This is a genomic window from Flavobacterium sp. T12S277 (assembly GCF_048514875.1).
Taxonomy (GTDB): Bacteria; Bacteroidota; Bacteroidia; order Flavobacteriales; family Flavobacteriaceae; genus Flavobacterium.
In genome coordinates this window covers 1-25,440 of the sequence record NZ_JBLYEG010000006.1, presented here as the reverse complement: position 1 = coordinate 25,440, position 25,440 = coordinate 1, and the positions used below count along the sequence as shown (strand labels likewise).

General features: G+C 36.4%; 18 protein-coding genes. 10 read left to right on the top strand and 8 right to left on the bottom strand.

From position 1 onward, the window contains the following. Window positions 1–46 precede the first annotated feature (46 nt). The 5 genes from ACN1CN_RS10735 (at window position 47) to ACN1CN_RS10715 (ending at window position 5,344) form a co-directional block, all read left to right on the top strand. On the top strand, window positions 47–1,456 hold the full coding sequence (locus ACN1CN_RS10735; RefSeq protein WP_419135656.1) for a hypothetical protein: 1,410 nt from the start codon (window positions 47–49) through the stop codon (window positions 1,454–1,456). A 3-nt stretch (window positions 1,457–1,459) separates the two neighbouring features. Beyond that, complete coding sequence (gene secG, locus ACN1CN_RS10730) at window positions 1,460–1,798, top strand: preprotein translocase subunit SecG (RefSeq protein WP_264522869.1); 339 nt, start codon at window positions 1,460–1,462, stop codon at window positions 1,796–1,798. Between the two features lie 143 nt (window positions 1,799–1,941). Next, window positions 1,942–2,217, top strand: coding sequence for a co-chaperone GroES (locus tag ACN1CN_RS10725; RefSeq protein ID WP_012023920.1), 276 nt, complete (start codon window positions 1,942–1,944; stop codon window positions 2,215–2,217). Between the two features lie 85 nt (window positions 2,218–2,302). After that, a complete protein-coding gene (groL, locus tag ACN1CN_RS10720) occupies window positions 2,303–3,931 on the top strand; it encodes a chaperonin GroEL (protein ID WP_264522868.1) in 1,629 nt (542 codons plus the stop codon). A gap of 213 nt (window positions 3,932–4,144) precedes the next feature. After that, window positions 4,145–5,344 (top strand): ectonucleotide pyrophosphatase/phosphodiesterase, encoded by a 1,200-nt coding sequence (locus tag ACN1CN_RS10715; protein WP_419135655.1) that lies wholly within the window; start codon window positions 4,145–4,147, stop codon window positions 5,342–5,344. 91 nt (window positions 5,345–5,435) lie between these two features. Here the strand turns inward: ACN1CN_RS10715 and ACN1CN_RS10710 are convergent, their stop codons facing one another. Together ACN1CN_RS10710 and ACN1CN_RS10705 are read right to left on the bottom strand one after the other, a co-directional pair. Beyond that, window positions 5,436–6,965 carry a SulP family inorganic anion transporter gene (locus ACN1CN_RS10710; RefSeq protein WP_419135654.1) on the bottom strand — a complete coding sequence of 510 codons (1,530 nt, stop codon included), beginning with the start codon at window positions 6,963–6,965 and terminating at the stop codon, window positions 5,436–5,438. A gap of 129 nt (window positions 6,966–7,094) precedes the next feature. After that, on the bottom strand, window positions 7,095–7,307 hold the full coding sequence (locus ACN1CN_RS10705; RefSeq protein WP_264522865.1) for a hypothetical protein: 213 nt from the start codon (window positions 7,305–7,307) through the stop codon (window positions 7,095–7,097). A gap of 572 nt (window positions 7,308–7,879) precedes the next feature. Between ACN1CN_RS10705 and ACN1CN_RS10700 the strand changes: the two genes are divergently transcribed. The 5 genes from ACN1CN_RS10700 to ACN1CN_RS10680 all read left to right on the top strand — a co-directional run bounded on the left by ACN1CN_RS10700 (window position 7,880) and on the right by ACN1CN_RS10680 (window position 13,258). Continuing rightward, window positions 7,880–8,347, top strand: coding sequence for a hypothetical protein (locus ACN1CN_RS10700; protein ID WP_419135653.1), 468 nt, complete (start codon window positions 7,880–7,882; stop codon window positions 8,345–8,347). A 472-nt stretch (window positions 8,348–8,819) separates the two neighbouring features. Further along, entirely contained in the window at window positions 8,820–10,067 is a 1,248-nt protein-coding gene (locus ACN1CN_RS10695) for a TMEM143 family protein (RefSeq protein ID WP_419135652.1), read from the top strand. Between the two features lie 453 nt (window positions 10,068–10,520). Further along, window positions 10,521–10,985, top strand: coding sequence for a DUF962 domain-containing protein (locus tag ACN1CN_RS10690; protein WP_419135651.1), 465 nt, complete (start codon window positions 10,521–10,523; stop codon window positions 10,983–10,985). 147 nt (window positions 10,986–11,132) lie between these two features. Further along, entirely contained in the window at window positions 11,133–11,324 is a 192-nt protein-coding gene (locus ACN1CN_RS10685; protein WP_264522860.1) for a hypothetical protein, read from the top strand. Between the two features lie 296 nt (window positions 11,325–11,620). Then, the gene (locus ACN1CN_RS10680) at window positions 11,621–13,258 is read left to right on the top strand and encodes a DUF2272 domain-containing protein (RefSeq protein WP_419135650.1); all 1,638 of its coding nucleotides are present in this window, start codon (window positions 11,621–11,623) and stop codon (window positions 13,256–13,258) included. A 250-nt stretch (window positions 13,259–13,508) separates the two neighbouring features. On the opposite strand, the gene ACN1CN_RS10675 is transcribed toward ACN1CN_RS10680, so the two are convergent. The 6 genes from ACN1CN_RS10675 to ACN1CN_RS10650 form a co-directional block, all read right to left on the bottom strand. Continuing rightward, the gene (locus tag ACN1CN_RS10675; protein WP_419135649.1) at window positions 13,509–14,450 is read right to left on the bottom strand and encodes an AraC family transcriptional regulator; all 942 of its coding nucleotides are present in this window, start codon (window positions 14,448–14,450) and stop codon (window positions 13,509–13,511) included. A 210-nt stretch (window positions 14,451–14,660) separates the two neighbouring features. Beyond that, window positions 14,661–15,365: an IS21-like element helper ATPase IstB gene (gene istB, locus ACN1CN_RS10670; RefSeq protein ID WP_419135648.1), complete on the bottom strand. Its 705-nt coding sequence runs from the start codon at window positions 15,363–15,365 to the stop codon at window positions 14,661–14,663. Window positions 15,366–15,414: 49 nt separating this feature from the next. Next, on the bottom strand, window positions 15,415–16,962 hold the full coding sequence (gene istA / locus ACN1CN_RS10665) for an IS21 family transposase (protein WP_419135647.1): 1,548 nt from the start codon (window positions 16,960–16,962) through the stop codon (window positions 15,415–15,417). Between the two features lie 539 nt (window positions 16,963–17,501). Next, window positions 17,502–17,996 (bottom strand): hypothetical protein, encoded by a 495-nt coding sequence (locus tag ACN1CN_RS10660; RefSeq protein ID WP_419135646.1) that lies wholly within the window; start codon window positions 17,994–17,996, stop codon window positions 17,502–17,504. Window positions 17,997–18,002: 6 nt separating this feature from the next. Then, complete coding sequence (locus tag ACN1CN_RS10655; protein WP_419135645.1) at window positions 18,003–19,685, bottom strand: TonB-dependent receptor plug domain-containing protein; 1,683 nt, start codon at window positions 19,683–19,685, stop codon at window positions 18,003–18,005. Between the two features lie 149 nt (window positions 19,686–19,834). After that, window positions 19,835–25,440, bottom strand: a 5,606-nt coding sequence (locus ACN1CN_RS10650) for an Ig-like domain-containing protein (RefSeq protein ID WP_419135643.1), incomplete at its 5' end; no start/stop codon positions are given.

Genomic DNA, 25,440 nt, shown 5'->3' with positions numbered 1-25,440 from the left:
ACCAATAAAACGATTAAACAGTTAACCGATTAAACACAAAGAATAAATGAATGTAACGGATTATACCTACTTAATGAACAAACCTGATACTATTACAGAGAAACAGGCAGAGGCATTAGGAAGTGTTTTGAATGAATTTCCCTATTTTCAAAGTGCAAGGGCATTGCGCTTGAAAGGGCTTTACGATCAAAACAGCTTTAAGTATAATTATGCCCTAAAAGTTACGGCAGCACATACTACGGATCGTACCGTTTTATTTGACTTTATTACTTCTGAAACTTTCACTTCGATTCAGAGCGACTATTACGACCGAAAACTAAGAGATCTACTCGAAATTAAAGTTTTTGACAGTGAAATTGTTTCCTTTGAAGAAGTAAAAAAAGCAACTGAGGTCAGAGTTGATCCAATCGAGCAGTCTATACTGGATTCTATAAAAGAAGCCACAACGGTAACTTTTGAAAAACCTGTAAAAACAGTCGAAGAACCTGTTAAGCCATTTATTGAGCAATCTATTATTGATGCGGTAAAAGAAGTGGCAGCAGTAACTTTTGAAGAACCTGTAAAAATAGCAGAAGAACCTGTTAAACCATTTATTGAGCAATCTATTATTGATACTGTAAAAGAAGTGGCAGCGGTAACTTTTGAAGCCCCTGTAAAAGCAGAAGAAGAACCAGCTGAAGTTGTTATCGAACAAGCTGTTTCTGTCACTCCTCAGGAAACTGCTCCAATAACTGTGGAAGAACCTGCCAAAACGGAGCAGCCAGAAGTAAATTTAGCTCCGGAAGAAGCTGCATTACCTCCGGTTAAAGAACCAACACCAACTTTTTTCGATGAAATAGTAGAGGAAGAGATTGCGGAAGTAACGGAAATAAAAGTGAACCCAATCGAGCAATCGATCTTAAATTCTATAAAAGAAGCAACAACGGTTGTTCCTGAACAGCCTAAAGCAGTTGAAGAACCAAAAGAAATTGAGGTTTCGGAAAGTGTAAAAACGGCGGAAGAAAATCTGGAAATAGGACAGCCCTTAGATTTTTCGGTAAACGAAAAACATTCTTTTCAGGAATGGCTGCAATTGTCCCGAACAGAACCAATTGACAGAACTGAAGAAAATTCAGCCGAAATAAAACAGTCTGAAAAAGCAGCTGAATCTGAAACAATTGATGATGAGAAAAAGAAAAAAGCGGAATTAATCGATAAATTCATCGAAACCAATCCGAAAATCTCTCCAATCAAACAGACTGCAATAACGCAAACAGTAGTATCCGACCCTAATAAAGAGGATAATTCCTACTTAATGACTGAGACTTTAGCCAGAGTATATTTGGAACAAAAAAAATACACCAAAGCAATACAAGCATATGAAATATTAATTTTGAAATATCCAGAAAAAATTAGTTTCTTTGCAGACCGTATTTCGGATATAAAGATTTTACAACAAAATAACAATAATATTTAAACAATGAGCACATTTTCAATTTTTTTAGTTTTAATCACAATAGTTTGCTTTCTATTGATCGTAGTAATCATGGTACAAAACCCTAAAGGAGGCGGATTGTCTTCTACTATCAGCGGAACTCAAATGTTAGGTGGAGTACAAAAAACAACTGACTTTTTAGACAAAAGTACTTGGACATTAGCTACTATTTTGATTGCTTTAATTTTGCTTTCCAGCTTAAGCTTCACAGGATCATTAAGTGACGGTGAGTCTAAAATCATTGAAAAAACTGAGGCGCCTGCTACTACACCAGCTGCTCCGGCTCAACAAACACCTGCTCCGGCAACACCTGCAGCAAAATAATAATTTTCGATATCAATATAAAATGCCAGCCTGTCAAAGCTGGCATTTTTTTTAAGAAATAATGTCAGTTTTAAGAGCATGGCACAGTTTCTGAAAGTTTCTAGAACATTAAAAAACGTATAACCTAATAACATTATAAAATCATGGCTTTAAACATAAAACCGCTTTCAGACCGCGTACTTATTGAGCCTGTTGCAGCTGAAACTAAAACTGCTTCAGGAATCTTTATTCCGGATACTGCCAAAGAGAAACCACAAAAAGGGACTGTAGTTGCAGTAGGAAACGGATCAAAAGATCACACAATGACTGTAAAAGTGGGCGACACTGTTCTTTATGGTAAATATGCAGGAACAGAATTAAAACTGGAAGGAACTGATTATTTGATTATGCGTGAGGATGATATCTTGGCGATAATCTAAAAAAATATTGTCTTAAGTACGAAGTATTAAGAATTAAGAACTTCATTAACTTGAAACAAACCAAACTTTAAACAAAATTAAAAAAATGGCAAAAGATATAAAATTTGATATTGAAGCACGTGACGGATTGAAACGTGGTGTTGATGCATTAGCAAATGCTGTAAAAGTAACTCTTGGACCAAAAGGTCGTAACGTAATTATCGGAAAATCATTTGGTGGACCAACAGTTACTAAAGATGGAGTTTCGGTTGCAAAAGAAATCGAATTAAAAGACCCATTAGAAAACATGGGCGCACAAATGGTGAAAGAAGTAGCTTCTAAAACCAATGATTTAGCGGGTGACGGAACTACAACTGCTACAGTTTTAGCTCAGGCAATCGTAAAAGAAGGTTTAAAAAACGTTGCTGCAGGAGCAAATCCAATGGACTTGAAACGTGGTATCGACAAAGCTGTTGAAGCAATCGTTGCTGATCTTGCAAAACAAGCAAAAGTAGTAGGAAGTGATTCTGATAAAATCAAACAAATTGCTTCTATCTCTGCAAACAATGACGAAGTGATTGGAGAACTAATCGCTACTGCATTTGCAAAAGTAGGTAAAGAAGGTGTTATTACTGTTGAAGAAGCTAAAGGAACAGATACGTTTGTAGATGTTGTTGAAGGTATGCAGTTTGACAGAGGATATCTTTCTCCTTACTTCGTAACAAATCCTGAGAAAATGGAAGTTGAATTAGACGCTCCATACATCTTATTATACGACAAAAAAGTATCTTCTTTAAAAGAATTACTACCTGTTTTAGAGCCAGTTGCTCAATCAGGAAAACCATTATTAATCATTGCTGAAGATGTTGACGGAGAAGCTTTATCAACTCTTGTAGTGAATAAATTACGTGGAGCTTTAAAAATTGCTGCTGTAAAAGCACCTGGTTTTGGTGACAGAAGAAAAGCAATGTTAGAAGACATCGCTATTTTGACTGGTGGAACTGTAATTTCTGAAGAAAGAGGTTATACTCTTGAAAACACTACTATCGAAATGTTAGGAACAGCAAAAAGAGTTTCTATCGATAAAGACAACACTACAATTGTAAGTGGTGCTGGTGAAGCAGATATCATCAAAAACAGAGTGAACCAAATTAAAGGTCAGATGGAAACTACAACTTCTGATTATGATAAAGAAAAATTACAGGAACGTTTGGCTAAATTAGCTGGCGGTGTTGCTGTTCTTTATGTTGGTGCTGCATCTGAAGTTGAAATGAAAGAGAAAAAAGACAGAGTTGATGATGCGTTACACGCAACACGTGCTGCTGTTGAAGAAGGAATTGTTGCCGGTGGTGGTGTTGCTTTGCTAAGAGCGAAAGCTGCTTTGGCTGACCTTAAAGCGGATAACGCTGACGAGGCAACCGGAATTCAAATTGTATCTCGCGCTGTTGAAGCTCCATTAAGAACTATTGTTGAAAATGCAGGTCTTGAAGGTTCTGTAGTTGTAGCAAAAGTAGGTGAAGGTTCAGGTGACTTTGGTTACAATGCAAAAACTGACGAATATGTAGACATGCTTAAAGCTGGTATTATCGATCCTAAAAAAGTAACTCGTGTGGCTCTTGAAAATGCTGCTTCAGTTTCGGGAATGATCTTAACTACTGAGTGTGCATTAATCGATATTAAAGAAGAAAGCGCTGGCGGAATGCCAATGGGTGGCGGTATGCCAGGAATGATGTAATCGTTCTTTTCTTCCAAATTCAAAACGCCAGATTTCTATCTGGCGTTTTTTTTGCCCATTTTTTTTAGCCACAGATTAAAGGATTAAAAAGATTACAATCTGTGAGAATCTTTTTAATCTGTGGCAAACAATTTTTACTTTATGATTGTTTAACATTCTGTTTTTGCGGATGAAAGTGGTTATTGATAACTTTGCAACTCAATAATTACAACAATGAAAAAGCATTTTACCGCTCTCCTATCTGTACTTTTCTTCTCGCTTTCTTTTATTTTAAATGCGCAAACCAATAAAGATACTTATGTAGTTTTAGTTTCTATGGATGGATTTCGTTGGGATTATGCCAGACATTTTAAACTTCAAAATCTTGAAAAGATAGCCAAACAAGGTGTTCACGCCAAATCAATGCGACCTTCTTATCCAAGTAAAACCTTCCCTAATCATTATGCAATAGTGACCGGACTTTATCCTGATCATCACGGAATTATTAACAATGTTTTTTATGATGCAGCGCTAAACGAATCTTTTTCACTATCGACAAATGCCAAAAATGATTCCCGTTTTTATGGTGGAAATCCCATTTGGAATGTTGCCGAACAACAGGGTATAAAGGCAGCTTCTTTTTTCTGGCCGGGTTCAGATACCGATCAGAAAAGACCGGGTATCTATAAAAAGTACGATGACAAAATCCCTTACGAAACCCGAATCGACACTGTACTTCAATGGCTACAGCTTCCGGAAAAAGAACGTCCGCATTTTATCAGCCTTTATTTTGATGAACCTGATCGTTCAGGACATCAATTTGGTCCGCTTTCTCCTGAAAACGAAAAAGCAATCAGAAAGATGGATACTCTTATGGGACTCTTATCTTCTAAACTGGATCAATTGTCTATTGGAAAACAGATCAATTTAATTATCGTCTCAGATCACGGAATGGCCAATATTAGCAACGATAAAAAAGTAGCTGTTCTCGAGTATCTAAAACCCGAATGGCTGGATTACAAAGCCGTAATCAACCCAATTATGAGCCTACAGGCAAAACCGGGCTTTCAGGATTCTATCGCAAAAGCTTTAAAAAAAGTACCTCATATTAAATTCTGGAGATCAAATGAGGTCCCGAAAAGACTGCACTACGGTACTAACCCAAGAGTTCATGATTTTGTAATTGAAGCCAAAAAAGGGTATAGTCTGGTAAAAGAATCCTCTCAGAAGGTAAACGGAGGCACACACGGATATGACAATAAAGAGAAAGACATGCAGGCCATTTTTTACGCAAAAGGCCCCGCCTTTAAAGTAAACAAAACAGTAAGATCCTTCCAGAATGTTTCGGTATATCCTTTAATTGCACACCTACTGGGCTTACAAATCGATGAAGTCGACGGAAAGTTTAGCGAGGTTAGCAATATGCTCAAATAATTCGGGAATGTGTCAATTAGATAATTAGATAATTGCTGTACGTTACGCATAGAATTTTCTAATTATCTAATTGACACATTATCTAATCTAATTAAGAGACTACTTTGTACGTTGGATCTTCAATTACATTTACGGCAATAACAGCTTCAGCATTCTTAAGTAAAACAATACAATCTTCACTTAAATGTTGCAATTCGATCACTTTATTTAACTGACTGTATTTTTTTGTCAAATTATTCAATGCTTCAATAGCGGACATATCTGCAATTCGGCTTTCTTTAAAATCAATGATCACGTGGTCAGGATCATTTACCACATCAAACTTCTCTACAAAAGCAGCAATCGAACCAAAAAATAAGGGTCCGTAAATTTCATAATGTTTTATTCCTGCCTCATCAATATAATGTCTGGCACGAATTCTTTTGGCACTTTCCCAGGCAAAAACAAGGGCTGAAACAATCACTCCAATCAAAACCGCCAAAGCCAGATTGTGCAATAAAATAGTAACTACTGCCACTAAAATCCCAACAAAGATGTCGTGTGCCGGCATTTTATTAATGACTCTGAAACTAGTCCATTCAAAAGTGGTAACTGCCACCATCATCATCACTCCTACTAAAGCTGCCATTGGTAATTTTCCAATGACCGGCGCTCCAAAAAGAATGATTACTAAAATAGTCAACGAAGCGATTATTCCCGAAAGTCGCGCTCTCGAACCGGCAGAAAGATTAACCAGTGTCTGTGCGATCATTGGACAGCCGCCCATCCCAAAAAAGAACCCATTCAATATATTGGAACTTCCCTGAGCAATACACTCCCTGTTACTATTGCCTCTTGTACCTGTTATTTCATCAACGAGGTTCAAAGTCAGCAAACCTTCTGTTAAACCAACAGCGGCAACGATTACCGCGTACGGAAATATGATTTTTAAGGTGTCAAAAGAAATTGGAATATTCGGAATATGAAAAGGTGGAAATCCTCCCTGTACAGAAGCGATATCCTGAACCGTTTTGGTTTCAATATTAAAGATCAGTACGATTGCAAATACGACCATAATTGCGACCAAAGAAGCCGGGACTGTTTTTGTTATCTTTGGAAAAAGCACTACAACTCCAATCGTAAGTACAACTAAACCCAACATAATATACAACGGAGAACCTTGCAGCCATGTTGTCTGGCCATTCACAACGGTTTTAAACTGTTCCAGCTGTGACATAAAGATCACTACTGCAAGCCCGTTTACAAAACCATACATCACTGGCTGTGGTACCAGTCTGATAAATTTTCCTAGTTTAAAAAGTCCAACACAGATCTGAACAATACCCCCAAGTGCGACGGCTGCAAAAACATATTCGATGCCGTGCGATTTCATTAAAGCGATTAAAACAATAACGGTCGCTCCTGCCCCACCCGAAATCATTCCGGGTCTCCCTCCAAAAACCGCGGTAACCAAGCCCGCGATAAAAGCAGCATACAAGCCTGCCAAAGGCGGAAAACCGGCTAGAATTGCAAACGATAATGATTCCGGAATCATGGTCATCGCAACTGTTAATCCCGCTAAAATTTCGTTTTTATAATTGACCTTTTGAGTAAAGTCAAAAAAGGAAGGCTTTTTTTTCATAAGAACACAAATTTAAAAAATAATGCGTACTTACAGGAAAGAAAACTTTCCGATCTCAAAAAAACGGATTCTTAAAACTGTTTCACTAACAGTAAAAAGCAAAAAACAATAAAATTTATCATAGTCTAATTATTCTAATTTTACACAAGTATATCCCAAACAATTTACATAATCGATAATATTGTCGGGCTCCAGATCAATACCTTCTATACGCAATATTTTATCGCAATCTTCTAAATCAAAGTTGATTTTATAATCGGGAAATTGGGTTTGAATAACGGCAATGACATAATCTTTATCTGCCTCTTTTTGCACATTTGTCTTAAAAACTTCAACAACCATATTTTTCTACTTTAATGATACATGAAATAATCAACGAATTACAGGACCACGATGAATTGTAAATCTTACTTAAAATGGATTATGAGAAATTCCGAATCTAAAATAACCCAGAGGCTTGCTAACGATTATGCCCATTACTTAGACGTTCGTTCACAATTTCTGTTACACAAACATTAAAAATAATAGTAATACTGGCTAAAAAATAATTCATTGAGGCACAATGCTCTTCCCGGTTGTTATTCCGGTTACTTTAACGTGTAGATTCTCTTTAAATTTGAGGTGCATAAATTTAAGCAAAAACTTTTTGAATTTGATTCTGCTCCTGATAAAAAACATTCTATTTTCTCACATTTTCCTGAATTCTGAATAGCTATACATCGATCTGATTGCACAATTCACCATTTCAATTTCTGTACTCCAAAAACAGTTCAAATTGCAAGGCAAAAATCTGCTGCTTTTTCTACTTCTAAAATGTTTAAAATCTCAAAAAACAATCTGCTTTAAAAATATTTTTCTTACATAAATAATTTATCTTCGCGAGGCTATAAAACTTTAACCAAATTTTTAGAAAAATGACTCTTTTTAATTTTCTGTTTAAAAAATCAAATTCAGGATGCCCCAGATGTCTCGGAAAAGGTTTTGTAGACTGGGAAGACATAAAACGTTTAAACAAACAATTAAAATGGGCGCCAGGCCCCTGTGCGTATTGCACTGCTACAGGGAAAGCGAGCGAAGAAATGCTCACTAATGTGGCTGTAGATACTACTTACCTCACTATTGATTTACCGGAATCGGAAATAGAAAAAATAAAAAACAAGGACGAAGAAACGATAGAAAAAGGCAGACTGCAGGAACTTTTTGTAGAAAGCATTATAAAATATATTGAGTATCATTATGTGCAGGAAAATATGGACGCCGAAAGCATTGCGCACTTATACCTGAGCACCGAAGATGAAAAAGCTCCCTTTTCGGTAGAGAAAGAAAATCTCATCCAATACATCAATAAAATAATAGAATTGAAAAAATCGGAGGGGAATTAATACCCTAAAAAAGCCTTCTTCAACTGCACTGCAAAGACAGAAAGCTTTGAAAAAAGACTTAAAACACTTAGCATCAAAGCAAAAGACTGTCCTTTTTGTACTTGTGCTGCTGACGTAAAAAAACTCAAAAACAGGTATAAATACGGGTTGCCGGAACTTTATTAAGTGGTAAAATTGCCGTGGATAATTTTTATTTAAACCTGTAGTTTTCCCAAAGGAAAATTATGAAATGATGTCATTTTTTTTGGAACAATTAAGTGGGATTTCTAATCGATGCCAACGATTAAAAATCTCACTTTTTTAATTGTATTTTATTGCGAAAAGTTTCATTTGATTGGGTAGCAGCAAAAACTTCTTCCCTGATGAATCTAAAACGAAAACAAACTTCAAAAACTCTATTGTGATCAAAACAAAATCACTTTGAACCTTTGTATCTTTACCCCTTTAAAAAAACAAAGCCCTTTAAATCTCCATGACACGAGAACATTATATTCCTTTCAACAAAGAATTCCTACTCGAACAACAGCTCAGTGCCTTTGCTGACGATTCGAAAAAAGTGGAGGATTTCAAAAAACTGTTTGATATTATCGAGCATTATTTTCATTACGAAGCTTTTAATCTTAACCGGAATCTTAAACAAAACTATGCTTTGTTCGACCCGGATTTAAGCCCGAAAGAGCGTAAAAGTTTTGAAGGCAAAAGCGATTTCAGTATTTTCAAAGAAACCTTGCTTACGGTTTTAGAACAGGGAAATTATCGTCGGATAGATCAGGAAACACTGGACGAAGCTTTTGAAGATTCAGACTTAATCGGCTTAAAACTCTCTATTGATTTTAATGCCTTTAAGGATTATGAATTATACGTTCGGGGGCATCATAAAGCAAAAGAAAAGATTAAAAAATATTTTTTCTGGAAGAAAGAAATTGAAATCGAATATTACGATCGTGTTTTAATTTATCTGCATTACAGCGAAGAGGATTATATTAAGGAAAAAAAAGTGAAGTTGGGGAAAATGCCCATTGAACCCGGATCGGTTGCTTTAAAAATCTTTAAACGCGTTCCTAAAAACGATCTCGAAACCATATTCCCAAATGCCATTCCGAGAATGTCTACCACGGATAAATTGTTTTTTTGGGTTCCCGGAATCGGAGGTGGAATTTCTCTTTTAAGTACGACTGTAATCCCGGCTTTGATTGGCATGTATGGCGCATATCAATCGGGCGAGACGATCGATTTATTAAACAGCAAAGCTTCTTTGAACCAGGGTTTAATTGCACTGGGGATTCTATCGCTTTACCTGTTTCGTCAGTACAGCAACTTTGTCAATAAGAAGATTAAATATTCCAAAATACTTTCGGATAGTCTGTACTTTAAGAATCTTGGAAACAACAGCGGTGCTTTTTATTCACTGTTAAATTCCTCTGAAGAAGAGGTATTGAAGGAAACGATTCTGGCGTATACTTTTTTATACAAAAATGAATCTCCTATTACAGCCGACGAACTTGATAGTCAAATTGAATCGTGGTTTGCAACAAAACTACATACAGACCTTGATTTTGATGTACAGGATGCTTTGTTGAAATTAAAAAAGATGGGACTTGGTATTGAATTTAATGGCAAATGGAGCGTAATCCCTTTAAACCAGGCGCTTATTACGATCGACGCCTTATGGGACAATGTTTTTGATTATCATCAGAAAGAAACTTCTCTGTGTCATTAATTGATAAATCTCATGATGAGTAATGCAATAAAGGAAAATAAAAAAGCAAGAAGAACAAGTATCCCAAAAGTTATTTTTGCTTTTATAAATCTGTCTCGTGAAACATCATTTTCGTCTTAGGGATATATAGAAAGATCAAACTCGTTTAGTGTATTCTCTATTTGATCTTCTCTATGATGTAGAGCAATAGATGTTCTTACAACCTTCTTTTTTTTATTTTTACTATCGTACATACCTTAAATAATTTAACAAGATTTGTTTTAAAATTACACAAATTTAACAAGTAAAAAAACAACGGTATACTCCATAAGGCCATAAAACTATTACAATAAGACAAATACGCTATTTTTTGAGTGTTTACTCTAAAATTTGAGCGTATTCATTTCCGGGAAAGTTCAAAATTGATAAAACTAAAAGAAATTTTAGTAGATTTACGATCCTAAACCAAAAACAATGAGAACATTAGAACAATGGTTTGATGAGTACGCAGTAAGTCATCAGAACCCCAAAAACAAGGCGATTCATTATGTTTGTGTACCTGCTATTTACTTTTCGATCGTAGGTTTGTTAATGAGTATCCCAAGCAATGTCATTTCCTATACTTTGAAACTAAATGCTCCTGTTATCGAAAACTGGGCTGCTGTTGTTTTAGTTTTTGTACTCCTTTTTTACATCCGTTTATCGGTAGCCATGGCCTTAAAAATTGCTGTTTTTTCGGCGATTTGCCTGGTTGTAAATTTTTATATCGGACAGGTTTTTCCTTTATGGATATTTTCCATCGGTGTATTTGCGATTGCCTGGATCGGACAGTTCTACGGACATAATATCGAAGGAAAAAAACCTTCTTTTCTGAAAGATCTTCAGTTTTTAATGATTGGCCCTGCCTGGGTGGTAGAGAATTTATTTTCCAGAAAGTAATTTTCTGCCGGATTAAAAGGAAAAATCAACAAAAAACCTGCTATGATTTAAAAGCAGCTACATCCTATTCTGTTGGGAAGGATACCCGCAGGAAGCGTTGTCGTTATTCTAAGAATACCAATTAACATACCTATAAAACCTTAAAAAATGGAAAAAAAAAGATCAATATCGTTTACTTTTTTGATTGTCGCAATCATTTTAGGAGTAACGATTTATAAACAATTCGACTTTGAAAAGCTAAAATTCGAGAAACCCGCATTAGCAATCGTTTACATCATTGTTTTTTTAGTCTCAATTTACATTCTGGTAAGAAAACCAAAAGCGGGATCTGAAAAATAATCTCCTTTAATAAATCAAAAAAATTAAAAAACCTGTTTCCAAACGAAACAGGTTTTTGTTTTAAGAGCCAACCCTCATCCGCTATTATTTTTCCCCTTTCTTTGCTTTCTCCTTTTATATCTCCTTCAAAATCAGGTATAAACACTCGTTGTAAAGCGTTCTACAATTGATTAATTTTGTATAAAACACTACACTTCAATCCTTTACAAGTAATATCACCCTCCTTATAAAAGAATATCCCCACGTCAGCTACTTATCTACAATTCTTTTCAACCTAACTACTAAATTCAAACCATATGGCTTTTAGAGAAAAACTTATCAGTATTGCAAAAGAAGAATGGGAATTTTTCGGGATGCAGGAAATTCTCCGATACGAGAAAGACAAACACGGTAAATCAAAACCTGTTTTTGAAAAGATCGGACATCGGGAAACCGAAGACAATTATTACCAAAGAGTTGGAACCTATTGGAAAACGGGTGTAAATACAAATCTTGACGGCAAGGATGTTGACCAGCCATGGTCGGCCGCCTTTATTTCGTACATCATGAAAACAGCCGGAGCCGAAAGCCGTTTTCTTTATAATGCACAACATTCCGCTTACATCCGAAAAGCCATAATCGCCAAACAAAAAGAGGATACCGCTTATGGTTTTTGGGGGTATAGACTTTCTGACTATGTCCCAGAGATTGGAGATTTGATATGTTACCTCAGAGAAGACTCTGTCGGAACTATTAATTACGACAGTACGACGAACAGTTACCCCTCTCATTCTGACCTTGTCGTAGATAAAAAAGGAAATACCTTAAAAGTGATTGGCGGTAATGTAGAGAATTCTGTAAGCTTAAAAAACGTTAAAATAGACGATAATGGCTTTTTAACAGACACTTCTAAAGCTTGGTTTGTTATTTTAAAAAACAGAATTGCTACTCCCAATACGCCAGCTGTCACTCCGATTACTACTACAACCGCAAAGACTTATTTAGTTACAGGCGATGGGGTACGAATACGAAAAAGTCCGGAAAAAACAACTGACAATAAAATAGGAGACTTGTTTAAAGGAGATGTTGTAAGTTATATTGAAACTTCCGGAGATAAGGAATGGGCAAAAGTAAAACACGGTGAAACAACTGGCTGGGTATCGCTCCAGTATTTGGCTCCTGTTGATGCCCCACAAAGTAATTCGGTTTATGACGACATTGCCAATATAGTTAAAGGTCTGGACGTTGTACGTTATTATTGGAAAGAGGGTCAGGGAATCGCTCCAATTGGTTACTATCAAGGTATGGCTTTAACGTACGGAAGAGTGTATTGCAAACTGAAAAAAGGAGATCCTATCGTAAAAGAAATGGCCAAAAAACCAGGCACAGACCCCAAAAAAGATTCTTTAACTCTTTACAATTCCATTTTTAAAGACAATGGCATGGATAATGACCAAAATGAAGCAGATACCCTTCGCCATGTCTTTGTGTTAATGATGGGCATGGGAATGCTAGAAAGTTCAGGAAGACATTGTGTTGGAGCAGAAAGAAACAAAAAAGGAGACATCATTAATCCTAAAGCAGAAGAAGCCGAAGCAGGATTGTTTCAAACCAGCTACAATGCGATCAGCAGTATTGGAGACCCGATGCTCAAAACGATTTATCAAAGCTATAAAGCCAATCCGGAAAATGGTTTTTTAACGTATTTTTCAAAGGGAGCTAACTGCAAAGCTCAGGAAGGCTACAATTCGGGAACTGGCGAAGGTGTCGTTTTTCAGGAACTCTCCAAAAAATGCCCTGCCTTTTCGGTCGAATTTACGGCTTTGTCCCTCAGAAAAACAAGCAGACACTGGAGCACTGTAAGAGATCAACGTGCCGAGATTATAAAGGGCTGCGATGATATGTTTTTAAAAGTGCAGCAGTACATTGACACCAATAACATAGAAACCCTATAAGCAACCGTACAACCAACAAAAAGACGCTCCCGAGGAAAAATAACTTCATGGAGAAAAAGCATAAAAAAACGCCTTATTTAAAGGCGTTTTGTTTTATATAAATTTTAAATATGCTCCTGACGGTATAGAATACGATTAGAAATACTTTATTCTAAAATTAAACTGCAAACCATTACCCGTCAAAGAAAAGGAGATCCTAAATGACAATTTCATTCCATTTGATTTAAATTAATTTTCATTTCTACCGCTATCACAGTAATTTTATGGGGATGTAAATGTCAATAATATGAAGATTCTCAGGATGCAGTTTCGGATCGTTTAAATGACTTAAAAAAAAGTTCCTGTTATCCGGCTGATAGCCATTTTCTTCAAACCATACTTCGTAAATGTAATTCCAGGTTTTAAAGCATTCCGACATTGGCGCTTCTTTATGGAAAACAGCATATAAGCCCCCGCTTATTACCGTACTGCCAATTACTCCCTCGCCCACTATTTTTTCGGGAACAGACAAACAAACATCAGCTTGAAGCTTTCCTTCTAAATTAGCATTGCTTCTGTAAACAGTCAGCGCTTTGGTTTCAGGAAAGTTTACTAAATTTCGGGGAGAAGCCCAGCTAAAAAGCTGTTTAAACATCTCTTCAAATGTTTCGCTATCATGCTTGTGGATATTGAGGTTTCGGATGTAAATAACATTAAATGCCTCCAGTTTTTTAATCTCAAAATCAAGTTTCATTGTTTCACTCATTTCAATATTTTTTAAGTTATTTAATTTGAGTGCAAGGTAGTTTTCGATTTCGGACTGCATTTTTCCAATATTGCTATCTGTTATACCAATATTGCTATTTTGATGTCGTTTTCGCCATTCCGTTGGCGTCATCTGTCTCACTTCGCGGAAACTTCTTGAAAAAGACGAAATGCTTAAAAAACCACAGTCATTGGCTATTTCGCTAATCGTTTTTGAAGGATTGTTCATTAAGAAAAATAACGCTCTTTCTATCTTTGCGTTTTTAATAAACTCATTGATCGTCGTTCCTGTTACTGACTTGAAGATTCGATGAAAATGAAATTTTGAGAAATTAGAAAGATCAGCCAATTTCTCTAAAGAAAGTTCCTCCTGAAGGTTTTCTTTAATATAATCGATGCTTTTATTGATTCTAAAATAGTACTCTTTAACAGACTCTTCCTTTGTCATTCGTTTTGATCTATAGTGGCTTCTTAACTAATAGTATTGGGATGTGTACTGCAAATTCCGGTGATATTGACCACCTGATTCCAATTTAAAGTGAGCACCTTATTCCAATTCAAAATGACCACCTAATTCCGGAGCAAATTGACCACCTGTATTTTGATTAAAAACTATTTTTTTTCAGGTGTTAATTAGTATTCAAATTTACTTAAAATATTAGCCTTTGTTTAGTCCCTTTTTCTTTCTCATAGATTCTCCATGTAATTCGAGTCGGTGAGACTGGTGTATGAGTCTGTCTAAAATTGCATCTGCTATGGTTTTCTCTCCAATTATATCATACCAGCCCTGTACTGGTATTTGTGATGTTACGATTATAGAACCATTATTATGTCTGTCTTCAATGATTTCTAAGAGGGTAATTCGGTTATGACTGTCTAGTGCCTGTAGTCCAAAATCATCAAGTATAATAACATCCTGCCTTTCTATTTTGGCAAGTTCCCTCAGGTAAGAACCATCTGCTTTGGCCATTTTTAATTTAGCGAACAACTTTGAGGTATTAAAATAACTTACCTTAAAACCTTGTATACAGGCTTGATAACCTAATGCAGTACCTAAATAACTTTTGCCTACACCGGTGCTTCCAGTGATTAAGATGTTTTCGTTTTTTTCTACAAATTCGCATTCTGCCAGGCGCAGTACCATGTTTCGATCAAGATTACGCGATACATCAAAATTGATACTTTCGATATTTGATTTGTAATGGAAGCGGGCATTGGTGATACTGCGCTCAATACGGCGATTGTGCCTTTCGTCCCATTCTGCATCAATAATCATTGATACAAACTGATCGAGTGTATAATGGTCTGTTTTTCCGCTTTCGATGGCTGTTTTAAAAGCATTAAACATGCCGTATAGCTTCATCTGTTTCATTTTTGTTACTGTTGATTCATTCATGTTTTAAAGATTTAATTTAGTTATAATAATGTTTTCCTCTTATGTTACCGTGACTGGGGAGTTCCTGCTCAGGCTCTTTCTCCAGATCAATATGATCTAAGTTGTTTTCCAATATATTTTGTATAGTCTTAAAATTGTAAATTTTAAAATCAAGTGCCCTTTTGCAGGCATTTATTAATCGATCTTTGCCTACCTTTTTTTCGAAGCCAAGTATTCCTAAACAGCTTTTATAAGCCTGTTCGGGATGGCTTCTGCTGTGTATTATCTGTAAAATATATTCTCCTACTGATTCATCAATACTACTTGCCCAATCAATGAAGCGAGCGGCACTCCACTCAGCTACAAATTGATGAGTACTGGCTAGATGTTCCGGAGTTGTGTTATAGATATATGGTTTGTAATTTCGTTTATGAACCGCTATACGATTGTATTTATAATAGATCTCTACGGTTGATTTGGTATACAAGAGTTTAGCTTTTTTCTTTATATACTGATATGGAACGCTGTAATAATTTTTGTCCTGGCTTAATTGAACATGACCGTTTTGCATTACTGTGGCGAAGGATTGGTATTTAATTTCAAAACGATCTTGTGGGAGTGGACGTAGTTTTTCTTTTTCGTCTTCTAAAAACAATTCTAGACGAGAGTAAGGACGTGCTGTGAGTTTGCGACTATTATGAGAATCTAATAAATCTAGTATTTGATGGTTTAATGCTTCTAGGGAAAAGAATTTAGTTTCTCTTAGAGTCACATAAATTCTTCTGTATAATATCTTAACAGCTCCTTCAACTAAGGACTTGTCTCTAGGTTTATAAGCCCTGGCAGGCAAGATTGTCGTTTGGTAATGTTCTGCTAAATCAGCTAGGGTTTCATTGATTGTCGGTTCAAAACGACTGCTTTTTATTACTGCAGATTTTAAATTATCTGGCACAATTGCAGCAGGAGTACCTTCAAAAAAGCGCATGGCATTCTCTACCGAGGCAACAAAATCTTCCTTTTTCTGGCTCACAGAAGCTTCGGCATACGTATACTGACTGGCTCCTAATATGGCTACAAAAAACTGGACCTCTTGGATTTCTCCAGTATCTTTATCAATAATAGAGAGTGTTTTTCCGGCATAATCTACATACATTTTATCTCCGGCTTTGTGATTCATGTGCATCACCGGATTGACCCTCTTACCCCATATTTTGTAATGATAATGAAATTGTGAACTTCTATACCCATCAGGATTTACAGCAATATATTGTTCCCACATATGCTGTATGGTCACGCCTACTTTTTTTAGTTCACGTTCCATCTTAGGAAAAAAATCATAAAGTGTCTGTAATCTCGCACTAATGGCTTCTACGGTAGTCTGGGAGAATAAAAGTTCCAGCTCTGTATCGGTTTTTTGGTCGATTAATTCAAAGCTTAATCCAAGAACTTCAAATAAAGAAATATATTTCTTTACCGTATTTCTTGAAAGGGATAAGTAGCTGCTTATAAATAAATTACTCTTTCCATTACAATGAAATTTAATTACTTTTCTAATTTTACTCATGTCTGTTATTTTGTTTGCCATAATCCGTATCTTTTTAACGAATGTATGGTGCTAACAACATGAAAAAATAATAGTTTTTAATCTTTGACTTAGCTTTAAATCAGGTGGTCAATTTGCTCCGGAATGGGGTGGTCAGTTTACTCCGGAACTGCTGGTCAATTTACACTGGAATGGGGTGGTCAATTTGACCGGTTTTTCCAGTGTAGTACTCTCCTTTTATTTTATTGCTAGAACATTTAAATCTAGTCTTCCCAGAAGAAGTAAAACCATGTTAAATGAGTTTTCCTCCACATAAATCACATACCTTTCTACCAAACCACACTTTTGATACACTAACTTTCATTTTATTCATTTTTAAATGCTTTAAACCTTAAAAATAAAAGGGATGAGCACAATACTCCTCCCTTTAAAGTGAAATTTATTTAATAAACACTGATTATCAATCTCATCTAGTTTCGAAAAACAAAAAATACACTATTGATACATTACCTAATTCTTTTTTCAAATTTTTAAGTCGATCATTATTATATTGTTTAGAAAATAAAATCTGAAATTTCATATTAGAAGTGGTATTTCGCTGCCACAGATATATTTCTACCTGACGCATTGATACCTGACGAAAAAACGCGGTACTGTAAGTCTAAAATATTTTCAATTCCGGCATAAACCGACAGATTCTTATTGACAATAAAGCATGTTTTGAAATTGATGGTTTGCCATGATGGCATACCTCCTTGAGGGGCATATTGTTCGTTGTCTTCACCATTCATAGAATAATCACTAATATCTTTCTTGCCATTAAACAACATATAGAAATCCAGAAGCATCCATTTGTTTTCATATTTTAGACCTGCTTTTCCATACATGGGAGGGATATGATCCAACGGAGTATTTCCCGTGTGGTTTAGTATTTCCCCTTTGGTAAAATTTACCATACCATAAATCATCAGTGGCTTTGTAATAACCATTTTCAGGGTAGAAGATAGACCACCTATATAAGCATTTCCTTTATTTTGCATGGCAAAAACATCGCTTTCCACTCCTTCATAAATCACAGAACTCTAGCCATTATACAAAAAATGATCGGTAACAATGGCATCAAAAAGACGAGTATAATAAAACGTATTGTCAAACTGAATTCTCTTTCCCTGCCCAAATATCACAGTCAAATCGGCCGTTACGGACTTCTCAGGAGCAATATCCGGATTAGGGACAATCAAGGTTCCGGGCACCGATTCGAAAAGCTTTCCTAAATCATCCACGTTTGGGACTCTGTAACCCGAAGCCAAATTGAAAGCCAATTTAGTACTCTTAATATTCTTCGTAATTCCGGCACTACCGCTATAAGTGAAGTTATCCTGCTCGATGACGTCATATGGAAGTTGGAAAAAAGAATTATTGGCAATAGTGCTTTTTAAGGAAGAATAACCGATACGCATACCCAAATTATAGTAAGTGGTTTCGTTTATTCTTTCATTATAAGTTGCGAAAATATCCGCCCTTAAAGTGTGATTTATACCGTTTGGGTAACGGGTATCTGTGGGAGTCGCAATGCCAGTAATGCGGTTTGTACTAGTCGCGGTCGAATTCAAATCATCATAAAAGAATTCGGCTCCGTAAAGAAAATTACCCTTGCCTAGTTTCCTTCTGAAATCTGTATTAAAAGCAAATACATTTACTTTTTCTACCTGACTTTTAATTTTGTTATCGTTAAATTTTCTTGAGATTCTACTTTCTTCAATATTTTGGTAGCTCACTCCAAGATTCATGTCACTGTTGAACAAGACCTTTTTTTTCGAAAATTTATAAGCCGAAAGAAATCTTTTTTGCGGACCATAATTCCAAACAGCATATTTCAGCCCCGAACCCTGTGGATCAGTAAGGCGATCATATCTTGGTACAGCTGAAGAAGTTGAATACTGTAGGTTCAAGCTGTGCTGCGTATATTCATCCTGTTGAAAAATTATCTTTTGCATTGCATTATATTGCTTATATCCCGAAAACTTTTGAATAAGTGGCTTATCATTCTGCACCAAATAATCTACATTATTTAAAGTTTCAACATATTGAGGGCGCTCTCCAAAAGATCCATTTTTTCCATTGGGATTGCCTCCCATTCTCAAATCTCCGTAACTATTATAGGAGAAAGACGATAGAGAACTCCATCGTTTACCTGCAAAATTAATATCAAAATACTGTGTTAATCCCTTATTAGCACTGTTGTATCTTGACATTGAATTTCCTGAAAACATTTTGTTATTAGTTTGGGGCAGAAACATGGGATTTTTCGTTCTCATATTAATGACACCACCCAACGCATCACTCCCAAAAACCGTAGATGCAGGTCCAAAAAGAACATCAATCTGTTCCAACGAGTTTTCATCAACAGTAATTATATTCTGTAAATGTCCTGCTCTGTAAATAAGATTGTTCATTCTGATTCCATCCACCAGAAGCAGAATCTTATTGGCTTCAAAACCTCTTAACACCGGACTTCCTCCACCCTGTTGTGATTTCTGAACAGATATTGTACCTGTGTTGGCTAGTAAATCAGCAGTATTTTGGCTTTTTTGAAATTCTATTTCCTTTTGGGAAATAGGTTTAATCTCTTGAGTGGACTTGGAGTAACGTTCACTAATTATATGTATTTCTTTTAATTTTTTTTGCTCTATAGTGTCGGCAATTTGTTGCGAATATGTTGTAATACCAACTAACAACACTACAAAAAAGTGTAATTTTTTCATTTAATAATTATTAATAAATTGATTTAAAATTTTCTTTTAAAAAAAGGTTGTGGATATGGTATTAAAAAAAATATAATCACACAACCCTAAAAACAGCAATAAGGGTTGATTATTCTTCAGCTCCCTAACATGAAAGAATAATAAAAACATTACCTTTTTTTCTTATAGATAGAAGGTTTTTCTACGACAATTATTTTTTCACTAAAGACCTTCTCATTTAAATGAATATTTACAAGATAAGTCGCTGAAGACAATCCTTGAACGTTTACCTCTTTCTCAAATATTGCATCCTTGATACTCTCACTGTTGGTCTCTCTAATAAGCCTACCGTTCATATCTATTATGCGACAATAAAAACTCTTTCCGACACAATTAATAAATTTGATATTGAAATGTGTTGTGCATGGATTTGGATATAAGATGTATTTTTTAGGTGTCGGAGTATCTTCAACTGCCAGATTTTCACAAGTCCCTACCTTTAACCAAGTGGATCTATCTTGATTTGGTTGGTTGTTTTTGCTAATTACCAAAGCTCTGTAAATAATCCCCTGATAGACTACCTGATCTCCAATTAAATAATCAGTTGAAGTATTCCATACTGCACTTTTGCAATTCTCACTCAATATATTCAAACGTGCAAATATATATTCGGCACCATTTTCAAGAACAATCGTTGCTGTGAAATAATGATCTCCCAAACTTATATTAGCAAGAACAAATGAATAAGGAGACTTATTTATTGTAGAAATTATCTCCCCGTTGTCTTTAATGATAATAGATGAGACTACAGCATCAGGATCTATAACATTGAAATTGAATAAAATATCACTTCCATTAGCTACCACCTGATCATTTTCAGAAGGAGAAATCATACTGACAATTGGGGCAATTTTAATAACAATAATTACAGGAGTCGAGCTGACCACGTTTCCAGTATTGTCTGTCGCTTTTGCTACTATCTCATAAGTTCCTGTCTTTAAATTTTTCCAAGTGAATGTATAGGGACTGGTTGTTGAAGTCGATAATAAAGTTGCTCCGTTATAGAATTCTACCTTAGAAATTGTTCCATCAGAATCGGCTGCTACAGCATTGATTTTAACACTTGCAGGAGCAATAAATGTAGCATTATTAGCAGGAGAAATAATCCGTACCGTCGGAGCTTGATTATTATTAACCATTATGTTTACCACTGATGATGTTGCTGTTGCATTTGCGTTATCATAGGATTTTACCGTTATGGCATATGCTCCTGCAGTCACATTTTCCCAAGTGTATGTATAGGGACTGGTTGTTGAAGTCGATAATAAAGTTGCTCCGTTATAGAATTCTACCTTAGAAATTGTTCCGTCAGAATCGGCTGCTACAGCATTGATTGTAACACTTGCAGGAGCAATAAATGTAGTATTATTAGCAGGAGAAGTAACCATTACCGTCGGAGCTTGATTATTATTAACCACTACGTTTACCACTGATGATGTTGCTGTTGCATTTGCGTTATCATAGGTTTTTACCGTTATGGCATATGCTCCTGCAGTCACATTTTCCCAAGTGTATGTATAGGGACTAGTTGTTGAAGTCGATAATAAAGTTGCTCCGTTATAGAATTCTACCTTAGAAATTGTTCCGTCAGAATCGGCTGCTACAGCATTGATTGTAACACTTGCTGGAGCGATAAATACAGTATTATTAGCAGGAGAAATAATGTCAGCCGAAGGAGCTTGATTATTATTAACCACTACGTTTACCACTGATGATGTTGCTGTTGCATTTGCGTTATCATAGGATTTTACCGTTATGGCATAAGTTCCCGCAGTGACATTTTTCCAAGTATATGTATATGGGCTGGTTGTTGAAGTCGATAATAAAGTTGCTCCGTTATAGAATTCTACCTTAGAAATTGTTCCGTCAGAATCGGCTGCTAGAGCATTGATTGTAACACTTGCTGGAGCGATAAATACAGTATTATTAGCAGGAGAAGTAATGTCAGCCGAAGGAGATTGATTCCCTGGTGTATTTACCGTAATTGCAATGGCAGAAGAAGTAGTAAATGTACCTCTGTCATCATAGGCTTTGGCAGTCAATGAGTAAGCACCTGCAGGAACACTTGTTAAATTATAAGTGTAAGGAGTGGTGGTTGAAGTAGCTATTAAATTAATTCCATTATAGAACTCTACTCTGCTCACACTTCCATCTGCATCCGCTGCCGAAGCATTAATGGTAACAAAAGCAGGTGCTATATAGTTACTATTATTCGTTGGAGCAGTAATATTTACCACAGGTGCATCATTTGCAATTACCGTAATCGAAGATGAAGTAGAGATTCCATTATCATTATCATAGGCCTTAGCTGTTAGTACATAAGTACCCGAAGTTACATTCGTCCATGTATAAGTGTACGGACTTGCATTAACTGTTCCCAATAGTGTAGCACCATTATAGAATTCTACTTTGCTTATGTTTCCGTCGGTATCGTTAGCTGTAGCTGATAGAGCCAAAGTGGCCGGAGCAACATAAATTGCATTGTCGGCTGGGGTAGTAATGCTTACTGTAGGTGGTTGGTTCACTTTGACTACAACTGCCGAAGAAGTGGTAACAACCCCATTATTATCGTAAGCTTTAGCAGTTAATGTGTACGTTCCGGCAGCTACACTACTCCAATTATAACTGTATGGGCTGGTCGTTGAAGTACCTAATAGTGTAGCACCATTATAAAACTCCACTTTACTGATGGTACCATCAGTATCGTTAGCTGTAGCTGATAGAGCCAAAGTGGCTGGAGCAACATAAATTGCATTGTCGGCCGGGGTGGTAATGCTTACTGTTGGAGCAATATTATTGCTAACAGTAAAGTTCACCGGAGCTGAAGAAATAACCGCTCCGGTATAGTCATAAGCCTTTGCTATTAGATTGTAAGTTCCGCTACCGATTCCTGTCCATTTATAATTGTATGGACTCTCAGTGGATGTGCCAATTAAAGAAGCCCCTATATAGAATTCCACTTTGCTTACAGAACCATCTACATCGGCAGCAATATCAATCGTTGCCGGAGCACTATAAGTAGCAGCATTAGTCGGAGCAGTAATGCTTACCTTTGGGACATTGTCTAAACCGCAAAATTCAATTTCCGCTACATTACAATGTCCACCCGCTGGAGATAAATATCTCACATATCTAAAAGCAGTACCATTGGAAACAGTTACCTCATTCCATTCCTTACTTGGATTGGAAGGAATGGTATATAAATCTACTACTCCACTACTAAAATCAACAACATTGCTTCCTTGGAATTTCCCTCCGTTCATTCTATATTCCTTAGATATCCTTGGATAGAAACGTATTGCTTTAACAACTTTTGCTGTTCCAAGATCTAATCCGATATAACCTGTATCAGATGCACTGGCATCAAAAGCGGTATTTATATTTCCGTCAAAAACTTTATCATATTCAGAACCTGCCGCATAAGGAGCAGTACCAAAAGGGGGGCCTGAAAGCGCAGAACAAACAAAAATAACATTAACCGTTATAGGAGAAGAGCTAGTAACCCCATTGCTATTATCATACGCCTTAGCTGTGAGCGTGTAAGTCCCTATAGGCACGCTTGTCCAATTATAACTGTATGGGCTGGTGGTTGAAGTTCCTAACAAAGTGGTACCATTATAAAACTCCACTTTACTGATGGTACCATCAGCGTCAGAGGCTGTTGCATAAATAGTAATATTTGCAGGATTGGTATAAACCGCATAATCGTCAGGTGAAATAATTGAAACTGTTGGGTTTTGGTTTCCTACTATGACGCTAGTAATAGAGGAAACAGCTACAACATTCAGGTTATCATAAGCCTTTGCCGTAAGTTGATAAGTACCAGCAGGAACTCCCGTCCAGTTAAACGAATAAGGACTTGACGTATCAGTGCCAAGCAAAGTCGCACCCTGATAAAATTCGACTTTACTTATCGATCCATCCGCATCAGAAGCAGTTGCTGCAATATTTATGTTGGCAGGAACAGTAGTATAAAGTTCATTATTGAGTGGTGCTGTAATGTTTACGGTCGGAGATTCATTGGAAGCACAGAACTCGATCTCAGCCACATTACTATGGCCGCCGACTGGAGATAAATACCTGTAATATCTATAGGCAGTATTGTTAGGTATACTAACGTCTTGCCAAGCATCATTTGGCTGGGTTTGGATAGTGTATAGATCCACAAAGTCAGCGGAAGCAGACGTATTGGAACCCTGAAACTTCCCACCTATCATCCTTCTTGCTTGTGATTTTCTTGGATAATATCTGATATTGGTAACAACTTTTGCAGTTCCAAGATCTAATCCAGTATAACCTGTACTAGCTGCACTGGCATCAAAAGCTGTATTTATATCTCCATCAAATGCTTTGTCATATTCAGAACCTGCTCCATAAGGAGCAGTACCAAAAGTAGTACCCGTGATTTTATTACAAACAAAAGTAACCGTAAAAGTTACTAAGTCGGAACTTTTCTTATTTCCCAGATTATCATAAGCCACAGCGGTTATCTCATAGGTTCCGGACAATACTCCATTCCAGGAATAAATATATGGAGAAGACACGCTTGTACCTAGCAATGTAGTTCCATTATAGAATTCTACTTTACTAATATTTCCTGAAGTTACCGAAACTGTTGCATTGAGATTGATAGTAGCAGGACCACTAACAGTAAATGTCGTATTGTTGACAGGAGAAGTCAGGGCTACCGTAATGTTACTCGGAGCAGGAACCAAATCACTCTGCCATACTCCTCTTCCATAATAATAAACATTCAATATACCTTTAGAAATACCATCATTATAAATGTCTATATCTTTCATGTTGCAAATTATAGGTAGCCCCAAAGAGTAATTTATCCAGGAGGGTTTAGTGTTGTCTTTATAATAAACGCCCAAGGCATAAGAAGCATAGATTGCCTCATTCGTACTTTTATCATCAGCTACCACCTTTAACACTTTTGCTGCAGGAAATCCTTTTGTAGCGGTCCATGTTGCCCCTTTATCTGCAGAGCGATAAATAGTATTTCCAAGTCCTAAATATACAACATCTGAATTTGCTATAGGTGCTACAGAACCATTAGCTGATGTAGCGGGAAGTGTGGTCTGAACAAAAGAAGCATCAGTTGTTGCATTGTCTGATCTGTATAATTCAGGTAAATCTGTAAAAACATATAAACGATCTGCATTGCCAGAATCGACCTGAAGATCTTTTATAGTACCAGAGGGCACGGTATAAATAAGTGTCCAGGAAGGAGAAGCTGAAGTTAGATTAGTGCAACGATAGATTTTTCCGGCATTCGCGTGGTAAGCAATATCAGTATTTGCCGGAGTGAAAGCAAATTTTCCGCCCGCTGGTTTTTCTGGCAAATTCAAACTTACTATAGAACCCGAAGGCGTAGGAAGAGGACGTCTCCTTTCATCTGATGCAGAGTAAAAATAATTACTTGAATAATCAAACCACATAAATGATCCGAAGTCACCTCCCCTGTCATTATAAAAGGTACCGTTATTGTAATAAAATCCGCCATTATCCTGTGTTCCTATATATAGTAGATTTCTAGTTGTTTTGGAAATGGATCCATGATAAATTTCAGTGGCTGCTATCCCGTCAGACTTTGGAGTCCAAGGCCCTGTTCCATTAGCTGTATTGCTCCAAACTCCACCATCGTTGGCATTCCAAAGCTGACCGCTAACATAAGGATCAAATAAAATATGATGTTGGTCGGTATGAATGT